This window comes from Janthinobacterium darwini (genome assembly GCF_051380905.1).
Classification (GTDB): domain Bacteria; phylum Pseudomonadota; class Gammaproteobacteria; order Burkholderiales; family Burkholderiaceae_D; genus Janthinobacterium.
In genome coordinates, this window is record NZ_JBNYXX010000001.1 from 1,404,891 (window position 1) to 1,423,648 (window position 18,758).

At 64.1% G+C, this 18,758-nt stretch carries 15 protein-coding genes and 1 riboswitch; of the genes, 6 read left to right on the forward strand and 9 right to left on the reverse strand.

What is annotated here, in order from left to right; genetic code table 11:
* The first annotated feature begins 6 nt into the window (after positions 1–6).
* A complete protein-coding gene (locus tag ACQ4WZ_RS06420) occupies positions 7–729 on the forward strand; it encodes an ABC transporter ATP-binding protein (protein ID WP_133990798.1) in 723 nt (240 codons plus the stop codon).
* A gap of 143 nt (positions 730–872) precedes the next feature.
* Here ACQ4WZ_RS06420 and ACQ4WZ_RS06425 read toward each other — a convergent pair whose 3' ends face one another.
* From ACQ4WZ_RS06425 to ACQ4WZ_RS06450, 6 genes are all read right to left on the reverse strand, one after another.
* Complete coding sequence (locus ACQ4WZ_RS06425) at positions 873–1,193, reverse strand: DUF2288 domain-containing protein (protein WP_101481680.1); 321 nt, start codon at positions 1,191–1,193, stop codon at positions 873–875.
* 53 nt (positions 1,194–1,246) lie between these two features.
* The gene (locus ACQ4WZ_RS06430; RefSeq protein WP_436572853.1) at positions 1,247–1,945 is read right to left on the reverse strand and encodes an RES family NAD+ phosphorylase; all 699 of its coding nucleotides are present in this window, start codon (positions 1,943–1,945) and stop codon (positions 1,247–1,249) included.
* 2 nt (positions 1,946–1,947) lie between these two features.
* On the reverse strand, positions 1,948–2,385 hold the full coding sequence (locus ACQ4WZ_RS06435; protein ID WP_046682984.1) for an MbcA/ParS/Xre antitoxin family protein: 438 nt from the start codon (positions 2,383–2,385) through the stop codon (positions 1,948–1,950).
* Positions 2,386–2,521: 136 nt separating this feature from the next.
* A complete protein-coding gene (locus tag ACQ4WZ_RS06440; RefSeq protein WP_436572854.1) occupies positions 2,522–5,140 on the reverse strand; it encodes a putative Ig domain-containing protein in 2,619 nt (872 codons plus the stop codon).
* Between the two features lie 81 nt (positions 5,141–5,221).
* Positions 5,222–5,308: riboswitch (cyclic di-GMP riboswitch) on the reverse strand.
* A 586-nt stretch (positions 5,309–5,894) separates the two neighbouring features.
* Positions 5,895–7,595: a single-stranded-DNA-specific exonuclease RecJ gene (gene recJ / locus ACQ4WZ_RS06445; RefSeq protein ID WP_101481678.1), complete on the reverse strand. Its 1,701-nt coding sequence runs from the start codon at positions 7,593–7,595 to the stop codon at positions 5,895–5,897.
* A complete protein-coding gene (locus ACQ4WZ_RS06450; protein ID WP_133990807.1) occupies positions 7,592–8,644 on the reverse strand; it encodes a hypothetical protein in 1,053 nt (350 codons plus the stop codon). Before ACQ4WZ_RS06450 ends, recJ begins: the two co-directional genes overlap by 4 nt.
* Before the next feature lie 161 nt (positions 8,645–8,805).
* Here ACQ4WZ_RS06450 and ACQ4WZ_RS06455 point away from each other — a divergent pair, with 161 nt between their 5' ends.
* The 5 genes from ACQ4WZ_RS06455 (at position 8,806) to ACQ4WZ_RS06475 (ending at position 14,222) form a co-directional block, all read left to right on the forward strand.
* Positions 8,806–10,083 (forward strand): lipoprotein-releasing ABC transporter permease subunit, encoded by a 1,278-nt coding sequence (locus tag ACQ4WZ_RS06455; RefSeq protein WP_436572855.1) that lies wholly within the window; start codon positions 8,806–8,808, stop codon positions 10,081–10,083.
* A 65-nt stretch (positions 10,084–10,148) separates the two neighbouring features.
* The gene (locus tag ACQ4WZ_RS06460) at positions 10,149–11,414 is read left to right on the forward strand and encodes a lipoprotein-releasing ABC transporter permease subunit (RefSeq protein WP_086139677.1); all 1,266 of its coding nucleotides are present in this window, start codon (positions 10,149–10,151) and stop codon (positions 11,412–11,414) included.
* Positions 11,415–11,430: 16 nt separating this feature from the next.
* The gene (gene lolD / locus ACQ4WZ_RS06465) at positions 11,431–12,156 is read left to right on the forward strand and encodes a lipoprotein-releasing ABC transporter ATP-binding protein LolD (protein ID WP_436572856.1); all 726 of its coding nucleotides are present in this window, start codon (positions 11,431–11,433) and stop codon (positions 12,154–12,156) included.
* 22 nt (positions 12,157–12,178) lie between these two features.
* Positions 12,179–12,976 (forward strand): TatD family hydrolase, encoded by a 798-nt coding sequence (locus ACQ4WZ_RS06470; protein WP_436573862.1) that lies wholly within the window; start codon positions 12,179–12,181, stop codon positions 12,974–12,976.
* Positions 12,977–12,980: 4 nt separating this feature from the next.
* The gene (locus ACQ4WZ_RS06475) at positions 12,981–14,222 is read left to right on the forward strand and encodes a PQQ-dependent sugar dehydrogenase (RefSeq protein WP_436572857.1); all 1,242 of its coding nucleotides are present in this window, start codon (positions 12,981–12,983) and stop codon (positions 14,220–14,222) included.
* 104 nt (positions 14,223–14,326) lie between these two features.
* Here the strand turns inward: ACQ4WZ_RS06475 and ACQ4WZ_RS06480 are convergent, their stop codons facing one another.
* The 3 genes from ACQ4WZ_RS06480 to ACQ4WZ_RS06490 form a co-directional block, all read right to left on the reverse strand.
* Positions 14,327–16,315, reverse strand: coding sequence for a helicase-related protein (locus ACQ4WZ_RS06480; RefSeq protein WP_436572858.1), 1,989 nt, complete (start codon positions 16,313–16,315; stop codon positions 14,327–14,329).
* An 88-nt stretch (positions 16,316–16,403) separates the two neighbouring features.
* Positions 16,404–17,687, reverse strand: coding sequence for a hypothetical protein (locus ACQ4WZ_RS06485; protein WP_101481671.1), 1,284 nt, complete (start codon positions 17,685–17,687; stop codon positions 16,404–16,406).
* Positions 17,688–17,773: 86 nt separating this feature from the next.
* Positions 17,774–18,634: a class I SAM-dependent methyltransferase gene (locus ACQ4WZ_RS06490; protein WP_436572859.1), complete on the reverse strand. Its 861-nt coding sequence runs from the start codon at positions 18,632–18,634 to the stop codon at positions 17,774–17,776.
* Positions 18,635–18,758: the final 124 nt, after the last annotated feature.

Sequence of the window (18,758 nt, forward strand, 5' to 3'; positions counted from 1 at the left end):
AAGACCATGCTGACCATTCAAAATCTGCACGCCGCCTACGGCAAAGTCGAAGTCTTGCACGGCATTTCGCTCGACGTCCCGAAGGGCAAGCTGGTGACCCTGATCGGCTCGAACGGGGCCGGCAAGACCACCACCATGCGCGCCATTTCCGGCATGCTGAAACCCAAATCAGGCACTGTCACCCTGGGCGGCAAGGATGTCACGGGGCTCGACTCGCACCGCATCGCCCGCGCCGGCCTGGCCCATTCGCCGGAAGGCCGGCGCGTGTTCGCCTCCATGTCGGTGACGGACAACCTGCTGCTGGGCGCCTTTCCCCGCTTTACGCGCTCACGCCCGAAAGGCGACATCAAGGGCGACCTGGACAAGGCGCTGGAGCTGTTCCCCCGCCTGAAGGAGCGGCGCGACCAGCTGGCTGGCACGCTCTCGGGCGGCGAGCAGCAGATGCTGGCCATGGCCCGCGCCGTGATGCTGAATCCGGAAGTGATCTTGCTGGACGAGCCGTCGATGGGCCTGGCGCCGATCCTGGTCGAGGAGGTTTTCCGCATCATCACGAGATTAAAGGCGGAAGGCGTGACCATGCTGCTGGTGGAGCAATTCGCCGCCGCCGCCCTGAACGTGGCCGATTACGGCTACGTACTGGAAAACGGCAGCATCTCCGTGCATGGCCCGGCCGACAGCCTGAAAAACGATCCGAAGGTGATTGCGGCCTACCTGGGCGGCGGGCACTGACGAGCTGACAATGCGCTTGCTGCGCATTGTCAAACCTGCCACGCTGCGCGATACGACTTTCCGTAGTGTAGGCAGGGCGTTATGCGTACAACGACACCGCATTCCAGGCATACATCGCTGCGCCTGAGGCTCGAACGCAGTCTTTAGTGTTTCGTCGGCTTGTCCTGCTGCACCAGAATAAACGGGCTGACGACGACAGCCCACAGGGCCGCATCGGCCGCTTGCCAGTCCAGCGCCTGCTGGTCCGACACCTTGGCCACTTTGCCATCGACCATCCATTGCGTGATGCTGGCCTTGTCGTCGTGCGAGATGCGCACGGCCACTTCGACCAGATCGAGTTCATTGGCGACCCAGACGACATTGCCCTGGGCGAAGTGCTTTTCCAGTTCGCTCCAGGCCAGGCGGGCCGTTTCGCTGTTGACTTTGAGGCGCAGTTCGGTGTCTTTTTCAGGATTGGTTTGCATGCGATATATCAAGTTGCGGTGAGTCGGGTGCCGTTGCGCGCGCTAGGCTTGCCTTACAGGGCTTCCACGCGCGGCGTCGGCGTACCCTGCCATGTTAACCGATAGGCGGCGCCTTTGCGAACATTGCCCACCAGGGCAGGGCGGAAGCAGGCCAGGTTGGTGCCGCTGGCATGCCGGACGCTGGGGAAGATCACGCCCATGGAGCCCGCTTCGAGCAGGATGGCGGCCAGGTCTTGCGAGGCGATATAGCTGGCCGGGTCCAGGCAAGCCTGGTAGCGCTCCTGGCCGCGCAGGTCGTGGAAACTGGCGGAAAAATCGGCCAGCAGCGACTGGTAGCTGACGCTGTCGTCGAAATAGTCGATTTCCTGGTATTCCACGGTTTTATGAAAAATGATCTCGGCCAGCGCCGTTTGCATGTCGAAGGCGCAATACCAGGCGCCCCGCTCGCCATCGTTGAAACGCGCCCCTTCCGGGCGGGCGTAGGTATAGGCGGCGTTGATGATGCGAAAGTTCGGTACGCCAAAAACCAGCTCGTCCACGCCAATTCCTGGCGCGCCGCCATACTCGGCCACCAGGCGCGCGTTGGTCGCGTTATCGAGTTCGAACAGCTCGCGCAGGTGCTCGTCGTCCTCGGCCAGGGGCGCCAGCACGGAGTCTTCCATGTCGGCGAAGCGCGAGGGTATCAAACGGCAAGTGTCGATCTGGCGCAGGGCGGCCAGCGGCGGCAGGTGTACATTCGCGGCGGCAGGCACGATTACAGCCCTCCGCGGCGCGCGTCGAGCAGCTTGCGCACGGTCTGCATGGCAAGCAAGCCGCCGGCCAGCATTTGCGACAGGGGAGTGCGGCCGCCGAAGATGGGGTTCTTGTTGGGCAAACTCACCCATTCGTCGGCCAGCTTGTCGCCGTACAGGATGTGCAAGGCCTTGTAGATGCCCAGCAAATAGGAAATGCGCGTGATGCGGTCCACTTCCAGCACGCGATCCGGGTGCTTCTTCCACTCGTAATAGGCGCTGCTGGACAGGCCGCCCAGCAATTCGCGCGCATCATCGTCGCGTAGCTTCCAGGCGGCGGCCAGCTTGAAAAAACCCTTCAGTGCCGCCTGCGACAAGCGCTCGCGTTCGGCTTTGGCGTTCAAGTCGACCAGCACGGCCGGCTCGAAGCGGCTTTTCGGGTAGGCGTAGGCGAGATTCATGGCACTCCTTCAATGGAACTCTGTTTATGGACTATATATACTCCTTTTTCGGATTCTTTGCAACGGTCGCACGCATGAAAAACGGGGCGCGCCAAGACGTGTGTCCCGGTGCGCCCCGTTGGCGGGCCGTGCAGGCTTATTTTGCCGTGACGGTGACCGGCACGGTCAGTTGCGCCGTCAAGCCGTTATTGTCCAGCGCCACCAGCTTCAGCGTATAGCTGCCGGCCACCGGCTGCGGCCAGTAGGCCGTGATGGTCAGGCCGCTCATGGAAAACTGCATGCCCAGCGGCGCGCCGTTGATCGAGACCTGCAGCGCGTTCGCGCCAGGTGCCGTCAGCACGATGCTGCCGCTCATGGCCTTGCCCGCCACGCCCGTCATGGCGGCGGCGCTGATCGTGGGACCGGCGGCGGCGATTTTCACTGTGGCCACGGCCTGGCCGCTCAAGCCCGTCTTGCTATCTTTGGCGATGATGGTCACGTTGTAGCTGCCCAGCACGGGCTTGGCCCAGCTGACGACGCCGGCGGCATTGATGCTCATGCCGGACGGCGCGCCCGACAGGCTGTAGGTGACGGGGTTGGGCGCCACTACCGTGGTGGCGAACGACAGGGCAACACCGGGCTTGCCGCTGACGCTGGCTACTGACACCACGGGTGGCAGCGGGGCGGCGATGGCTACCGTATAGATGCCCTTGCCGCTCAGGCCAGTCTTGCTGTCGGTGGCTGTCACGGTGACGGCATAGGTGCCGGCAACGGGGGGGGGCCAGCTCACCAGTCCGGCGCCGCTGATGCTCATGCCGGCCGGCGCGCCGCTCAGCGCGTAGCTGACGGGATTGGCGGCCGTGACGCTGACATTGAATGCCAGGGCCGTGCCAACCTTGCCCGTGATGGCGCCGGCGGCGACGACGGGCGGCGCGACAGGGGTGATGACGATGCTGTAGGCGCCCTGGCCACTGAGGCCGCTGACGGTATCGCGCGCCACCATGGTCACGGCATACTTGCCCGCGATGGGGGCGGCCCAGCTGACCACGCCCGTGGCGGCGATGCTCATGCCGGCCGGCGCGCCCAGCATGGTGTAGCTGAGGGGGTTCGATGCGCTGGCCGAGACGGTAAACGATAGAGGCTTGCCGGCTGCGCCGCTGATGCTGGCAGGCGCCACCACGGGGGCGGCGGGGGCGATCTGCGTGCCCGACAGGCTGGCCAGCAGGTTTTTCACGTTCGGCGTGCCCAGGCCGCCCAGCGGGTCATAGCCGATCCTGGCCGTGCAAACGCTGCAGCTGCCGTTGCTGCCCCGCGTGATGTCGGCAAAGCTGCTGGCAAAGGTGCCGGGCACGGTGGCGATCTGGCCGTACAGCATGCTGTGCGGCAAGCCGAGCGCCGTCTTGGCCTGCAGCGCGCGGCTGGCGTTGGCGATGGCGACCAGGCCGGCCCACTGTGGGGTAGACAGGCTGGTGCCGCCGATGCTGAGCCAGCTGGCGGTGCTGCTGCCCTGCGCCATCACGGCCGTGTACTGGCCAGTGGCGGGGTCGGCATTGAAGGCCACGTCGGCCACGTTGCGCCGTAGCAGATTGGTCAGGCCGGGTACGCTGGCTGTCTGGTAAGTGGGCAGTGCCGTATAGGCGCTGATGCCGCCGCCCGTGCCGGACCAGGCCGCTTCGCTGCGCACGCCGCTGCCGCTGTAGCTGAGCGTGGTGCCGCCCACGGCCAGCACGTTGGGTGACACGGACGGCCAGGACACGCCGCTGCCCGAGTCGCCCGTGGCGGCCAGATAGCTCATGTTCTTGCCCGTGAAGGCGCTGTCGACGGAAGCCGTCCAGCTGCCTTCGGCGGCGCCAAAGCTCATTGACACGACGCCAGGCCCCATCAGGTTGGCCAGGCGCACGGCGCCCAGCAGGCTGTTGATGGAAGCGTCTGGCGCCTCGATCAGCACGATGCGTGCCAGCGGCGCCGTGGCATGCGCCCACTGCACATCGAGCGCGATTTCCATGGCCCAGCCCGAGTTATAGGCGGGCGCCGTGGCCGTCATGGTGCTCGATGGCGTGTTGTAGACGACGGAAAACTCGCAGCCGCTGGCCGGCGCTGGTGGCAAGGGCAGGGTGGCATTGGTGGCGATGGCCTTGGTGGTGCAGCCGGGCAAACCGAACTTCTGGTTGAAGATGGCCAGTTCTGCGGCCGCGTTCGGGTTGTGCATGGCGTCGACGATATAGATCGTTTGCCCCGCGCCCAGCTGGGCTGCCTGGCTTGGCGTCAGCGCCGTGCCCGCTGCCGGTAATGCGGGCAAGTCGTAGGCGGCGCGGATTTGCGCGGGAGAGTACGTTGCCACCACGCTGCTGCCAGCCATGGGGGCGGCGGTGTCCGCCGCGCCGCCGGCTTGCAGCGGCGCGATGTCCTGTGCCGTCTGTTCCGCGGCGGCGATCTTTTGCGCCGTCAGGCGGCGCGTGCTGATGTTCGCCATGGCGCCGGGCACCCGCTGCATGTGCGGGCGCCAGTGGGCCGAGCCGCTGCTGTTGGCGCTGTCGCGCCCGTCAGGCGCATCGAGCAGGGCGGGGGCCGCATGGAACATCGGCTGCGCCACCAGCGCGCCGACGGCGGCGGGGATGACGGGTACCTCGACAGTGAATTGGGTTGCCGCCGTGGCAATCACGGCGGGCGGCGCCGATGTCTCCTGGCCGGGGCCGCAAGCGCCCAGCAGGATGGCGGCAGTGGCGCCCAGAAGCAGGTGCCCGGGACGGGGATGCAGGGGGCTGAATTTTTTCATGGCGAAACTCTCCGAGTTGGCGAGGGCCACATCTCGACAATGCATCCTGGCATGGTGCCGCGCTGGCGGTCCCGGCCCTGCATTGGCAGCCCCGCTGCCGTGGCGCTTGCGCGCGGTAGGCCGGTGGCTTTGCGTCCCCGTCTTTCGACGGGTTTGCCCTCAGAATTGATCATGCATCGCTACTTACCCTGATGCGCTATCGATTCTAGCGAATTTGCCAAATAAGTGTTAACTATTTTCAATCAATATTTTTATTTTTGCAATGGAATGTGGCAGATTTGCCTATTACAGGAGGCAATCTTGCCAGCCTGATTAAGCCTTAAAGACAAGGTTATCAGAGCGGTATCGATGTGTGACAGTGTTTTTTACAGCAACGACGCTTGATCTTATTGGTAGAGTAATTATTTTAATGAATTTATCAAATATACTGTTTTAATCATCAGCTTCGAACACCATGCCTGGATACGGCGCTGCGCGGCAGGCCGCGCACGGACAGCGTGAGGTGGTTCAGGCCGGTCAACATGGTGCTTGGCACCTTTTAGGTGGGGTAGGCCTGTGTCGGCCATCGCCATGATTTGATATGACTTTGTTCCACACAAGTTTGAGATACAGCAACAAGACCACAAACATCACGGCACCTGACCAAACCGTAGCGAGCGGCAGTGATTTGTGGCCGAGAAGCGCAACCGTGCCAGGGCACGGTGAGCATCGCCGGCCGCAAAGCGCGACGCGCAGTAGGTTTGGGCCGGTGCCATCAGATAGGTTCGGCGTGCTCTACCATCAGTTGCACCTTGGTCGTGCCATTGTACTCATTCGCATCGAGGCGGAAGGCGACCCTTGTGCGTTCGCCCAGGGCGTCCGTGTGGCCGAACCAGATGGCGTCGAAGCGCACGCCGTTCTTTTCCAGCAGCAGTTTCAAATGGCGCTCTTTTAATATGCGCTGGCTGACGACGCGGAATTCGTCGCAGAAGACGGGCGGGGCGAAACCCTGGCCCCACACTTGCCCATCCATCAGTTCGATGAAAGCCGTCGTGTAATAGGCGTCTTCCAGGGGGCCGTCCGTTTCCACCACTCTTTCCAGCTGTTGCTGGCTGAGCCAGGCCTGGCCCACGGCTTCGAAGGCCTTGGAAAACGCCTCGAAGGCGTCGGCGCGGATGGTCAAGCCTGCGGCCATGGCGTGGCCGCCGAACTTGTCGATCAGGCTGGGCGCCCGTTTCGACACCAGGTCGAGCGCATCGCGCAAGTGGAAGCCGGGAATCGAGCGGCCCGAACCCTTGATCCAGCCGTCCGCGCCGGGCGCAAATGTGATCGTTGGGCGATAAAACTTTTCCTTCAGGCGCGAGGCGACAATGCCGATCACGCCCTGGTGCCAGGACTCGTCGAACACACTGATGGTGCTGCTGTTGGCCGGTTCGAAGTCGTCCAGGTGCAGCAGGGCCGTGTCCTGCATTTCCGCCTCGATTTCGCGGCGCTTCAGGTTGATATCGTTGAGTTGCTGCGCCAGCGCCCAGGCGCGGCCTTCGTCATCCGTGATCAGGCATTCGATGCCCAGTGACATGTCTTGCAGGCGCCCGGCCGCATTCAGGCGCGGTCCCAGGGCAAAGCCCAGGTCGAATGGCGTGGCGCTGCGCGCTTCGCGGCCCGCCACGCGGAACAGGGCGGCCACGCCCGCATGCATATTGCCCTTGCGCATGCGTTTCAAGCCTTGCGCGACGAGGATGCGGTTGTTCGTATCGAGGCGCACCACGTCGGCCACCGTGCCCAGCGCGACCAGGTCGAGCAGATTATCGAGCTTGGGTTGCGTTTGCGCATCAAAGATGCCGCGCCGGCGCAGTTCTGCGCGCAGGGCCAGCAAGACGTAGAACACGACGCCCACGCCGGCCAGATGTTTACTGGGGAAGCCGCAGGCGGGCTGGTTCGGGTTGACGATGACGGCCGCGTCGGGCAGGGTGTCGGCGGGCAAATGGTGGTCGGTAACGACGACCTGGATGCCGCGCCGGTTGGCCTCGGCCACGCCGTCGATGCTGGCGATGCCGTTATCGACGGTGATGATGATGTCGGGCGACTTTTCGCGGGCCGTCAGTTCGACGATTTCCGGCGTCAGGCCGTAGCCGTACTCAAAACGGTTGGGCACGATGAAATCGACGTCGGCGCCCATGGCGCGCAAGCCGCGGATGGCCACCGCGCAGGCGGTGGCGCCGTCGCAATCGTAGTCGGCGACGATGACCATGCGCTTCTTGGCGGCAATCGCATCGGCCAGGAAGACGCCGGCCGCGCCGATGTGCAGCAAGCCGGACGGCGGCATCAGGGCCGCCAGTTCGCTCGACAGTTCTTTCGCGTCGGACAGGCCGCGCGAGGCGTACAGGCGGGCCAGCACGGGATGGATGCCGCCCTGGCGCAGCAGTTCGGATTCGCGGTAAGGGCAGGGACGGGTGGCGATGCGGGTGCGGGTCATGATGCTTTCAACTTGTTCAGGGTAATCGCGCGCCAGAATTTTCGCTGCGCATGCTTGCTGGTGCTGCAAGCTAGCCAGGCGTCGCGGTGGCTCAGCACCAGGCGCAGCTGCGCAAGCCGGCCATCTTTTACGGCCGCCAGCAGGGGCGCGAACCAGTCGGCTTCCAGTGCCTGCAACTGCTGCAGCCACATGCCCCATTCCTGGGCCTGCGCCGCCTCGATCAGGCCGCCCAGCACGACAATCGCGTCCTGTTTGCTTGCCAGCACACTGTTTGGACTGGCATCGCGCAGCGTTGGTTCCGCCAGCGCGGCCAGCCAGCCGGGTGCGTCCTTGGTATGCAGGCTGGCCGCGCAGCGGGCAGGTTCAGCCGTGGCCACGCTGGCGCCCCAGATCCAGAAGGAGTTGATGGCTTTCAGGCCACGTTCTTCGCGCGCCGCGTTGACGGGATGTTCATGCCACAGCATCTGCACCTCGTTTTGCAGGCGGCGCGCGGCGCGCGCGTGTTCGCCTTCCGGCATCCAGACTGACAGGTCCTGCGTGGTGGCGGCATCCGGCGAGGCACACTGCAAGTCGCTCCAGGCATCGGCGCGCATGAACCAGGTGCTTGCGTCGCCATACGCCAGCGGTTGGCCGATTTCGTCGAAATACGGGGCCGCAATGTCGAACAGGGCGCGGCCGTCCACTTCACTGAGCTTGAGCTGGCGCAAGTCTTCCAGGCTGATATGGCTGCGGGCGATGGCCAGATGGGCTGGATGCAGCAGGAAATAGCGCGCGCCCGGTTCCGGCGCCAGGCCGTAGCCGCGCATGGCCTGGGCCGCAAAGGCCGCCTGCGCCGCTTCGCCGTTGGGCGCGGGCGACAGGCTCAGCGCGTGCGCCAGCCACGTTTCGTGTGGCAGCAGGCGCTTGGCGTTGTCAAAAGTTTCCAAATTGCAGGTGGAGGTGCGTGACAGCAGTGCCGCCAGGGCGGGCGCCTGCAAGACCTTGAGCAGGTCGGCAGCCAGCTCGGCATTGGGCAAGGCGAAGGGCAGGACGAGGGTAAGTTGATTCATCCCGAGATTGTAGGCGATTGTGGCGCCGGGGGAGTAGTCCCCGCGGTTTTTCCCTTGGCGGCGGGCGCGCGAAAAGTGGCGCCCCGGTGATGTGTTTCACGCATGAGTGTCATTTGTGTGGCACACTGCGCGCTCGCATATTATCGTTGTCGCGGGAGCGCATGAGCATCATCAAACAATTTCCTTTTGAGTGGCAGGTTGGCGTGCGCTATACGCGTGCCGGGAAACGCAGTGGCCGCAACAGCTTCATTTCCTTCATCTCCCTCATTTCCGTGGCCGGCATCGGCCTGGGCGTGGCCGCCCTGATCGTCGTCCTCTCCGTCATGAACGGCTTCCAGAAGGAAGTCACCGACCGTCTGATGTCGGTGCTGGCCCACGTCGAGGTGTTCGATACCAGCGGCTCCATGCCCAACTGGCAGGCGCAGGAGCGCGCCGCCTACGCCAATCCGCAAGTCAAGGCCGTGTCGCCGTTCGTGGAAACTCAGGGCATGCTGCTCAATGACGAAACCATGCGCCCGTCCATCGTGCGCGGCGTGCTGCCGCAGCAGGAAGCGACCGTCTCCAGCGTGGCCTCCCAGATGAAGCAGGGCAGTTTCAAGGACTTGACGCAAGGCTCGTACAACATCGTGCTGGGCATCGACTTGGCCAAGGCGCTCGACGTGAAAGTGGGGCAGAACGTGACCCTGATGCTGGAGCGCGAACCGAGGGCGGGCGACCCGGCCAACGGTATTGTGATGCCGCGCATGCGCGCGCTCAAGGTGGCTGGCATCTTTGAGGCAGGTCATAACGAACTCGATGGCAGCCTGGCCTTCGTCAACATGCAGGACGCCGAGCAGTTGCTGCAGCTCGATGGCCCGTCCGGCCTGCGTCTGCGTCTGCATGACATGAACCAGGCGCCGCAAGTGGCGCGCGAACTGAAAGCGTCGATGCCGGGCCAGCTGTGGATGCGCGACTGGTCGCGCGCCAGCGCCAGCTGGTATGCGCTGGTGCAAAGCCAGAAGAACATGATGTTCATCATACTCAGCATGATCATCGCCGTGGCCGCGTTCAACCTGGTATCGACCCTGGTGATGTCGGTCACCGACAAGCAGGCCGACATCGCCATTTTGCGCACCCTGGGCGCCTCGCCATTCTCCATCATGAAGATTTTCATGATCCAGGGCGCGCTGGTGGGTTTGCTGGGCAGTGCCCTGGGCGTGATCGGCGGCGTCGTGCTGGCGCTAAACGTGGGCGTCATCGTGCCCTTCATCGAAGGCATCTTCGGCCTGCACTTCATCTCCAAGGAAATCTACCAGATCAGCGCCGTGCCGTCGGACGTGCACTGGCTGGACGTGGCGCAGATCGGCCTCATCGCCTTTGGCCTCGCGCTGGTGGCGACCATCTACCCGAGCTGGCGCGCCGCGCGTGTCAAGCCGGCCGAAGCGCTGCGCTATGAGTAAATGGCTGATCAACAAACTGCTGGGCTCAGACCCGGCGGGTCTGACCCCTTAGAAATAGCGAATCAATGAGCATGTTAAAAAATATTCCTTTCGAATGGCTGGTCGGCTTGCGCTACACGCGGGCCGGCAAGCGCAGTGGCCGCAACAGTTTCATCTCCTTTATCTCGCTCATTTCCATGGCTGGCATCGGCCTGGGCGTGGCGGCGCTGATCGTCGTGCTGTCCGTGATGAACGGCTTCCAGAAGGAAGTGACGGACCGCATGCTGTCCGTGCTGGCCCACGTGGAAGTGTTCGACAACAGCGGCAGCATGCCGGACTGGCGCGCGGAAGCTGCGCAGGCATTCAAGAATCCCGCCGTCAAGGGCGCCGCGCCATTCGTGGAAACGCAGGGCATGCTGCTGCGCGACGATGCGCTGCGCCCCGCCATCGTGCGCGGCGTGCTGCCCGAGGAAGAGCCGAACGTCTCCGACGTGGCCGGCCAGACGCGCATGGGTAGCTTCAAGGCGCTGCAGCCGGGCACCTTCAATATCGTGCTGGGCATCGAGCTGGCGCGCGCCCTGCGCGTCAACCTCGGTGAAAAAGTTACCTTGATGCTGGCGCAGGGCCAGGTCACGCCGGCCGGCGTGCTGCCGCGCATGCGCAGCTTCACCGTCAGCGGCATCTTCCAGGCGGGCCATAATGAATTCGACGCCGGTTTGGCCTTCATCAATATCGAAGACGGCCAGCGCCTGCTGCGCCTCGACGGCCCGTCCGGCCTGCGTTTGCGTCTGGCCGACATGAACCAGGCACCGCAAGTGGCGGCGGAACTGAAAAAGACCATGCCGGGCGACTTGTGGCTGCGCGACTGGTCCAAGCTGAACGCCAACTGGTTCGCCGCCGTGCAGACGGAAAAGCGCATGATGTTCATCATCCTGACCCTGATCATCGCGGTGGCCGCCTTCAACCTTGTGTCGACCCTGGTGATGACGGTGACGGACAAGCAGGCCGATATCGCGATCCTGCGCACCCTGGGCGCCTCGCCCCGCTCCATCATGAAGATCTTCATGATCCAGGGCGCGCTGGTGGGCATCCTGGGCACGATACTGGGCGTGGGCGGCGGCGTGCTGGTGGCGATGAACATCGACGTCATCGTGCCCTTCATCGAGCATTTGCTGGGCGTGCAGTTCCTCTCCAAGGACATTTACTTCATCAGCACCGTGCCATCCGACCTGCGCTGGCCCGACGTCACCAAGATCGGCGTGCTGGCCGTGATCCTCGCCTTTTTGGCGACCCTGTACCCAAGCTGGTGGGCTGCCCGCGTCAAACCTGCGGAAGCCCTGCGCTATGAATAAACCATTGACTACTACCATGACCGATCTGAACAAACCCGCTTCCAACGGCGCTTCCGCTGATTCTGCCGTGCTTTCCTGCCGCGGCCTGGGCAAGACTTTTACGCAGGGCGCCTACAAGGTGCAGGTGCTGGCCGGCATCGACATCGATGTTCACCGCGGCGAGCGCGTCGCCATCGTCGGCGCCTCCGGCTCGGGCAAGTCGACCCTGCTGCACCTGCTGGGCGGCCTCGATACGCCCACCAGCGGCAAGGTGACCTTGCTGGGCAAGGATTTCGCCACCCTCAGCGAAAAGGCGCGCGGCGACTTGCGCAATGCCTCGCTGGGCTTCGTCTACCAGTTCCACCACCTGCTGCCCGAGTTTTCCGCGCTGGACAACGTCGCCATGCCCCTGATGATACGGCGCATGAAGCGCGCGCAGGCCACCGACCTGGCGCAGCAAATTCTCACGCGGGTGAACCTGGCCAAGCGCGTTACGCACACGCCGGGCGAATTGTCGGGCGGCGAGCGTCAGCGCGTGGCCCTGGCGCGCGCCCTCGTCACGCAGCCGGCCTGCGTGCTGGCCGATGAACCGACGGGCAACCTCGATCACGCCACGGCCGAACAAATTTTTGACCTGATGCTGGAACTGTCGCGCACTCTGGGCACGGCCTTCGTCATCGTCACGCACGATATCGAACTGGCCAAGCGCTGCGACCGCGTGCTGCGCCTGACGGATGAGGGGCTGCAGCCTTACCAATACTGAGCAATACCAAGGAGCCGCCATGCTGTGGATCGATACGCACTGCCACCTCGACGCGCACGAATTCGGCAGCGAATCGCTGCAGGTGGCGGCGCATGCAAGCGCTCAAGGCGTGGCGATGATCGTCATTCCCGCCGTCGAACGGGCCAATTTCAGCATCGTGCGCGACCTGGCGGCAACGGCGCCCAACGCCTGCTTTGCCCTTGGCATACACCCGATCTACGTGCCGCACGCCACCGAAGACGATTTGATCGCCCTGCGCGATGCAGTGGCGCAGGCCATGAATGACCCGCGTTTCGTCGCCATCGGCGAAATCGGCCTGGACTTCTTCATTCCCATACTGTGCGAACCGGCCATGCGCGCCAAGCAGGAGCATTTTTTGCGCGAGCAGCTGAAAATCGCCCGCGACTTCGACCTGCCCGTGCTGACACATGTGCGCCGCTCGCAGGACATCGTCCTCAAGCATGCGCGCCAGATCCGCCCGAACGGCGGCATCGCGCATGCATTCAATGGCAGCTTCCAGCAGGCGCAGGGTTATATCGATCTCGGTTTCAAGCTCGGTTTCGGCGGCGCCATGACGTTTACCCGCGCGCTGCAGATACGCCGCATGGCGACGGACCTGCCTTTGGCGTCCATCGTGCTGGAGACGGACGCGCCCGATATTTCTCCCAGCTGGATCCACCCTGGCCGCAACAGCCCCGAAGAATTGCCGCGCATCGGCGCCGTGCTGGCCGAATTGCGCGGCCTGGAGCTTGCTGACGTTGCGGCGCAAACCAGCGCCAATGCGCGCGCCGTGCTGCCCCGTTTACCCTTGATGGAATGAGACCATGAACAAGAAAATGCTCGCGGGCGCCATGGCAGCCTGCATGTCCACCGCGTTTGGCCACGCCATGGCGGCGACGACCAGCAGCCAGTGCGACGGCATGCCGCGCCTCGATGTCACCACGCCGCCCGGCTTTTGCGTGGCCGTGCTGGCCGACGGCCTGAAATTCCCCCGTGGCGTGCTGCCGCTGACAAATGGCGACATCCTCGTTACGGACATGGCGGGATGGGCGCCAAAGCTAGGTAAATTGTGGCTGTTGCAGCGCAAGGCTGCCGGCGCCGGCTACGAGCGCAAGCTGCTGCTCGACAAGCTCGATCGCCCGAATGGCATCGTGCAGGGACCGGACGGCATGGTCTACGTGGGCGAGGTGGGACGCATTTTCCGCTTCGACTTGCGCGACACCACGCGCACCCGCACCGACGTGATCGGCGGCACGGCGAAGACGCCGCGCCTGCCGGGCATGGGCTTGCACCTGCTGACGAACATGCGCTTCAGCCCCAGGGGCGACTTGTATGTGAACGTGGGTTCCAGTACCGACCATTGCGAGAACGATGGCAAGGCGCCCGATGCGAGCAAACCATGCGCATCGGCGGAGGGACCGGAGGCGCTGGGTGCCATCCGCGAATACAAAATGGACTGGCCTGCCGGCACGGTAACAAGCTGGCGCACGCATGCGCGCGGCTTGCGCAATTCGATGGCGCTGGCCTTCCACGCGGCCACGGGCGAGCTGTGGCAAGCGGAAAACGCGCGCGACGCCATCCAGGCCGCCTTGCCGCAGCTGAAAAGCGACGAGAACCTGCCGCATGAAGAACTGAATCTGATCAAGGCAGATCGCCACTACGGCTGGCCGTACTGTTATGACGACAATGTGGCCAGCCCGGAGTATCCGAAGACGGCATGCTCCGCCCAATACGCGGCTCCCCAGCGCCTGCTGCCCGGCCACGCCGCGCCGCTGGGCATGACGTTCTATACGGCCAGCCGCTTCCCGGAGCTGTACAAGAACAGTCTGATCATCGGCTACCACGGCTACCGCAGCAATGGCCACCGCCTTGTGGCCCTGCTGCCCGACAAGGCGGGCGCGCCGTTGGGCAAGTCCGTCGAGTTGATCGGCAACTGGGAGCGCAAGGGCAAGCAGGGCAGGGGCGCGCCCGTCGACGTGAAGCTGGGACAGGATGGCGACATCTATATGGCCGATGACCATAATGGCCTGGTGCTGAAGCTGCACTATGAGACGCCCAAACCTTAATGCCGATGGCCTGCCCTCGCTCAGCGCGAGGTCGCCGCATTGCTCTACGAGCGGCCAGGCATTCCACCACCGACCAGGGCTGGCTTCTGGAAATCAGCGGACGCTTATTTGAACTTTTTGCCGGAGCGTCCGCGCGATGCCGCATTGTGCGCGCGCAGGATGGAATCGACGCGTTCCGAGGCATCGCGTGACAGGTTTTGCGCCACGGCGATATCGGGAAAAAATTCTGGCAGGCGGTAGCTGAGCCACGCATACGCGGAGTAGTAGCGGCAGGTGTCTTCCACTTGCTGCAGATTCTGTGTGCCACCGCCATACGCGTGCTGGCGCAGGGTTGAGGTCTTGCCCAACGACAGATTCTTCGACCAGTGTTCCCACGCCGTTTGCAAGGACGGCACCTTGCTGGAGATAGGTACCAGCGACAGGGTGAACTTGTCGGCCACGGACAGGGGCAGGGTGTCGAGCCAGATGGCGCGCTCCTTCTGGTCTTCCGTGATGCGGGGGAAGAAAAAGCCGTCCGGCACGTCGATATTGTGGATGAAGCGGCGCAGCAGTTTTGACAGTGACAGCTCGCCAGTCACCGACGAAATGCGGTGCAGATGTTCGAGCGATGGCGCCACGGCAAAGCCGCTGGTGTTCAGCGGGTGCAGCTTTTCCTGGAGCAGCGCGCGCATCACTTCATGCGTCTCGTTGTCGTAGCCGGCCACCAAACCCTCTTCATGCACGCCATAGCGGCCCGCGCGCCCGGCGATCTGGCGCGCCAGCGCCGCTGAAATCTCTTCTTCTTCGCGGCCATTGTATTTGACGCAGGTAGTCATGACGATGCGCGCGATCGGCATGTTCAAGCCCATCGCCAGCGCGTCCGTGCCGACCACGATATCTGCCGTGCCGTCACGGAAGCGCTGCGCCTGCGCGCGCCGCACTTCGGGCGACAGGTTGCCGTAGACGGTGGCCACTGACAGCCCCGTTTCCGTAATCATGTCGCGCCACATCAGCACTTCGCGGCGAGAAAAGGCGATGACGGCATCGCCGCGGCGCAAGTTGCGCACCTTGCGCACGGCGGTCGGCTCCATCGACAGGGGCGCCATGCGCTTCAAGACATGCACCTCCAGCGGGCAGTCCAGGCGTTCGGCCAGCGCTTCGATGGCGCGCCGCGCTTCGGGTGCCCCTACCAGGTAGACGGTGTGGGCCGGCGCGCCGCAGACGGCCGCCGTCCACGCGGCGCCGCGGTCCGGGTCGGCCAGCATCTGAATTTCATCGATGATGGCCACATCGACGACGGTTTTCGTGTCCAGCATTTCCACCGTGCTGGCCACGTGCGTGGCGCCCTCGACGACGCGACGCTCCTCGCCCGTGATCAGGCTCACGGCCAGCGGCTTGCCATGCGGCGCGGCTTCCTGCAGGCGTTCGTAGTTTTCCAGGGCCAGCAGGCGCAGGGGCGCGAGATAAATGCCGCTTTTCGCCTTCACCAGCGCTTCCATGGCGCGGTGCGTCTTGCCGGAATTGGTGGGGCCCAGCAGGGCGATGAAGCGGCGCGGCAGGCGGCGCGCCATCTCGAACGAGGCCGGATACTCGGCCAGGTTGATGCTCTGGCGCGTGCGCGCCGCGTGCTGCTCTTCCTGCTGGCGCTCGATGGCGTGGTTGAAGCGCTGGCGGATGCGGTCGAAGACCATGCCTGCAGGTTCCGACGTCTGCATGTCGGCCAAGGTGTGCAGGAAGACCATCGGGTCCGTGTCCACGTCTTCGCTCAGGCCAGCGATATCGGCGACGAAATCCATCACATGCTGGCGCAACTCCTCGAAGATGGCTGCGCTGGCCCGTTCGCGCACCAGGGCTAGCTTGGTTTCGCGGTCCATCTTGCGCCACTTGGCCGGCCGCGCCAGCACGCCCTGTGCCGGCACCAGCGCATAGGGCACCACCAGGTGACCCGCCTTGACCACGCCGGAAAAGCGCACGAAGACTCGCCCCTCCATCTTGACCAGGCGGATATGCTCGGCCAGTTCCCCCAGTTCCGCGACCAGGGTGGCGTCGTTATTGTCTTCGGTGCTGTCGGAAATGGCGGTGGAAGTATCGGGAGGAGGTGCGGAGGAGGTCATGTCGTGCCTGGGTGTTGAAGTAAGCGAGGCCGATTATACCGTGCGCCGGGCAAAAGATTTTGCCCGGCGCACGGTGGCGCCGCCTCCTTCAAAGGCTTTCCAGCAGCGTGTAGGAGCCGGGCGGCAGCATCAACTGCGGTGCTGGCGCATCGGCCGAAATCACGATGGCGTCGTAAGGCACGGCATGCAGGTCCGCGCCAGTGGCGCGCGCCGTGATCAGCTTTCTGCCGGTGGCGGGGTAGAGGTTGGCGGGAATCCTATGTGGCTGAAGCTGGGGCAGCATGGCGTACCATCCCGGACGCCCGCTGGCGCCGGCGGCGTAGCGCGGATGGATGACCTGCATGTCCACGCCGTTGCGGTAGGCGCCAAATACTTCCTGTTGTCCGCCCGGCCCGAGCAGCACAAAGGGGCGCTGGCTGTCCGACTTGGCCTGCGCCTGCTGGTATGACGCCTGTTCAGCACCCGGCGCCGCGTGCGCGTACATGACGGTCTGGTCTATCGTCAGTGGATCGATGCCGGTGATGCGGCGCACGTGCGAGGCCATGCGGACGTCGTCCTCCCTTTTGTTCGCGATGGGCGTTTCCACACTGTGCGAATAGCCGACATAGATGAATACGCGGGCATTGGGGCGGCTGGCGAAGATCCTGGACTGGATATTTTCGGCCTGTTCCAGTTCGCGCTGGCGCGGATAGTCGTCCGCGCCACGGTCCGCGCGCTCTTCTTCATATTGGACGAAGGCCCATCCGTCCTGGCGCGCCTCGCGCAAGAAGTGGCCAAACACGGGCTCATTCGAATAGTAGCCGGTCTGTTCATGGATGTAGGGCCATGCATTCGGAGTCGTGCCAAAGGTCTCCACCGCGAGGGTGTCGAAGCCGATCTTGCGCAGCTCGCGAGCCAGCGCCGCGGCAAACGCCCGGTGCATGGGCACATGGTGGGATTCGTTGAGGATGACGATCTGCCGCTTGCTGGCCGCTTCGACAATGGCGTGTATGGCGTCGCGAGGCGTGGCGGCGGCCAGGCGCGCATCGTCGTCGGCATGCGGCTGCCCCTTTCTTTGCTGATACAGGGTGAGCTGCTCAAAGGTATCGAAGGCGGCGATGGCGCCCATGCTGTCACCGAGCATCGCGCGCGCCGTGCCCAGGCGCTGCAGCGGTGAGCCCACGGCGCGCAACAATTGCATGCGCTGCGCATCCGAGGCCTGGACTGTAGAGCCGGCCGGCATTTCCTGCTGAACATTTTTCTCCAGTAACTGCAAGTATTTCCACCAGTCATATCTGTCGGGACTGTTGTACTCGGCTACGCTGGCAGCGGATGCTGCCGTGGCGCCGTAGCTCAGCATGGCGACGAGGATCAGTTTCTTGAATGGGGGCATGCCTGTGTCCTTATGGTGTCCTATCGCTACCATACACTGCGCTCGACGCCGTGGTGTTAACGATAATTTTCATAAAGGCAATATTACTATGAAAGTAATTTTCCGTGCAGCGTTTTCAGGCGGCGCGCGCGCACCAGGCGCAGCCCCCAGCCGGTGGTGATCACTGCGTCACCGGTTTGCAGATGCGCCACGGCAACGAGGAACGCGCCGCGCAGGCGCTGCCTGGCGTCATCGTCCAGGCGGTCAATATCGTAGGTGTCCAGCAAGGCGTCCCACAGTTCGCCTGGCGTGGGCGACCAGGGCACGTCGATGTCGTCAAACGCGATGTGGTCGAAACTGCCGTCGAGCAGCTCGCGCCAGCCGGCCTCCGACCCCGCACGCCGGTCGCCGAAGCGCAGCTGCGGCAGCGCGTCGCTGGCGATGGGCTTGAAGACGCGCATGAATACGTCATTCACCTCGCCCAGTAAAAAAGTCCGGCCGACGATGGCGGCCAACTGGCCGCCGGGTCGCAGCACGCGGCGCATTTCGCGCATGACCTGTTCGACATCGTCCATCAGCATCAGCGCCATGTGCGAGACGAGATAATCCACGCTGGACGATGGCAAGTCCAGCGCCTGGGCGCGTCCCTGTTGCAAGCGTACGGATGCGGGCAAGGCGGCGCGCGCGACGGCCAGTTCAGCGTCGCTCATGTCGATACCGGTCAAATGCAGTGCTGGCTGCCGCCTGGCGGCCAGCAAGCCCAGCAGATGGCCGTCGCCACAGGCCAGGTCGAGCACCGTCAAGGGGCTATTGCCGACCGGCACGAGGTCGGTCAGTGCTGCATAGGATGAGTCCCAGGTGCCCGTTGGGGAGTGGGCGGGCAGGTGGGCAAACGCGGCACTGGTCACGCCGACTTGCCTTTGATGAAAGTCGTGCAAATAGGTTTCGGCCGCTGTCAGTGGGCTCATGCAAGGTCCGCCAAGTCATGGCGCCCGGGCGCCGGATGGTCATCTTAGCATGGGGGAAGTATTGTCAATGGTGGCAACGGATGGCGTGCATGGACGTCCTTATCCACGTCACCATTGCGCCAGA

Coding starts and splice junctions, on each gene's coding strand:
- ACQ4WZ_RS06435 (WP_046682984.1), bottom strand. CDS start 2,385: ATGAATCTCGCCTACGCCTACCCGAAAAGCCGCTTCGAGCCGGCCGTG.
- ACQ4WZ_RS06490 (WP_436572859.1), bottom strand. CDS start 18,634: ATGAGCCCACTGACAGCGGCCGAAACCTATTTGCACGACTTTCATCAA.
- ACQ4WZ_RS06450 (WP_133990807.1), bottom strand. CDS start 8,644: ATGAATCAACTTACCCTCGTCCTGCCCTTCGCCTTGCCCAATGCCGAG.
- ACQ4WZ_RS06480 (WP_436572858.1), bottom strand. CDS start 16,315: ATGACCTCCTCCGCACCTCCTCCCGATACTTCCACCGCCATTTCCGAC.
- ACQ4WZ_RS06460 (WP_086139677.1), top strand. CDS start 10,149: ATGAGCATGTTAAAAAATATTCCTTTCGAATGGCTGGTCGGCTTGCGC.
- ACQ4WZ_RS06475 (WP_436572857.1), top strand. CDS start 12,981: ATGAACAAGAAAATGCTCGCGGGCGCCATGGCAGCCTGCATGTCCACC.
- lolD (WP_436572856.1), top strand. CDS start 11,431: ATGACCGATCTGAACAAACCCGCTTCCAACGGCGCTTCCGCTGATTCT.
- ACQ4WZ_RS06440 (WP_436572854.1), bottom strand. CDS start 5,140: ATGAAAAAATTCAGCCCCCTGCATCCCCGTCCCGGGCACCTGCTTCTG.
- recJ (WP_101481678.1), bottom strand. CDS start 7,595: ATGACCCGCACCCGCATCGCCACCCGTCCCTGCCCTTACCGCGAATCC.
- ACQ4WZ_RS06455 (WP_436572855.1), top strand. CDS start 8,806: ATGAGCATCATCAAACAATTTCCTTTTGAGTGGCAGGTTGGCGTGCGC.
- ACQ4WZ_RS06425 (WP_101481680.1), bottom strand. CDS start 1,193: ATGCAAACCAATCCTGAAAAAGACACCGAACTGCGCCTCAAAGTCAAC.
- ACQ4WZ_RS06420 (WP_133990798.1), top strand. CDS start 7: ATGCTGACCATTCAAAATCTGCACGCCGCCTACGGCAAAGTCGAAGTC.
- ACQ4WZ_RS06485 (WP_101481671.1), bottom strand. CDS start 17,687: ATGCCCCCATTCAAGAAACTGATCCTCGTCGCCATGCTGAGCTACGGC.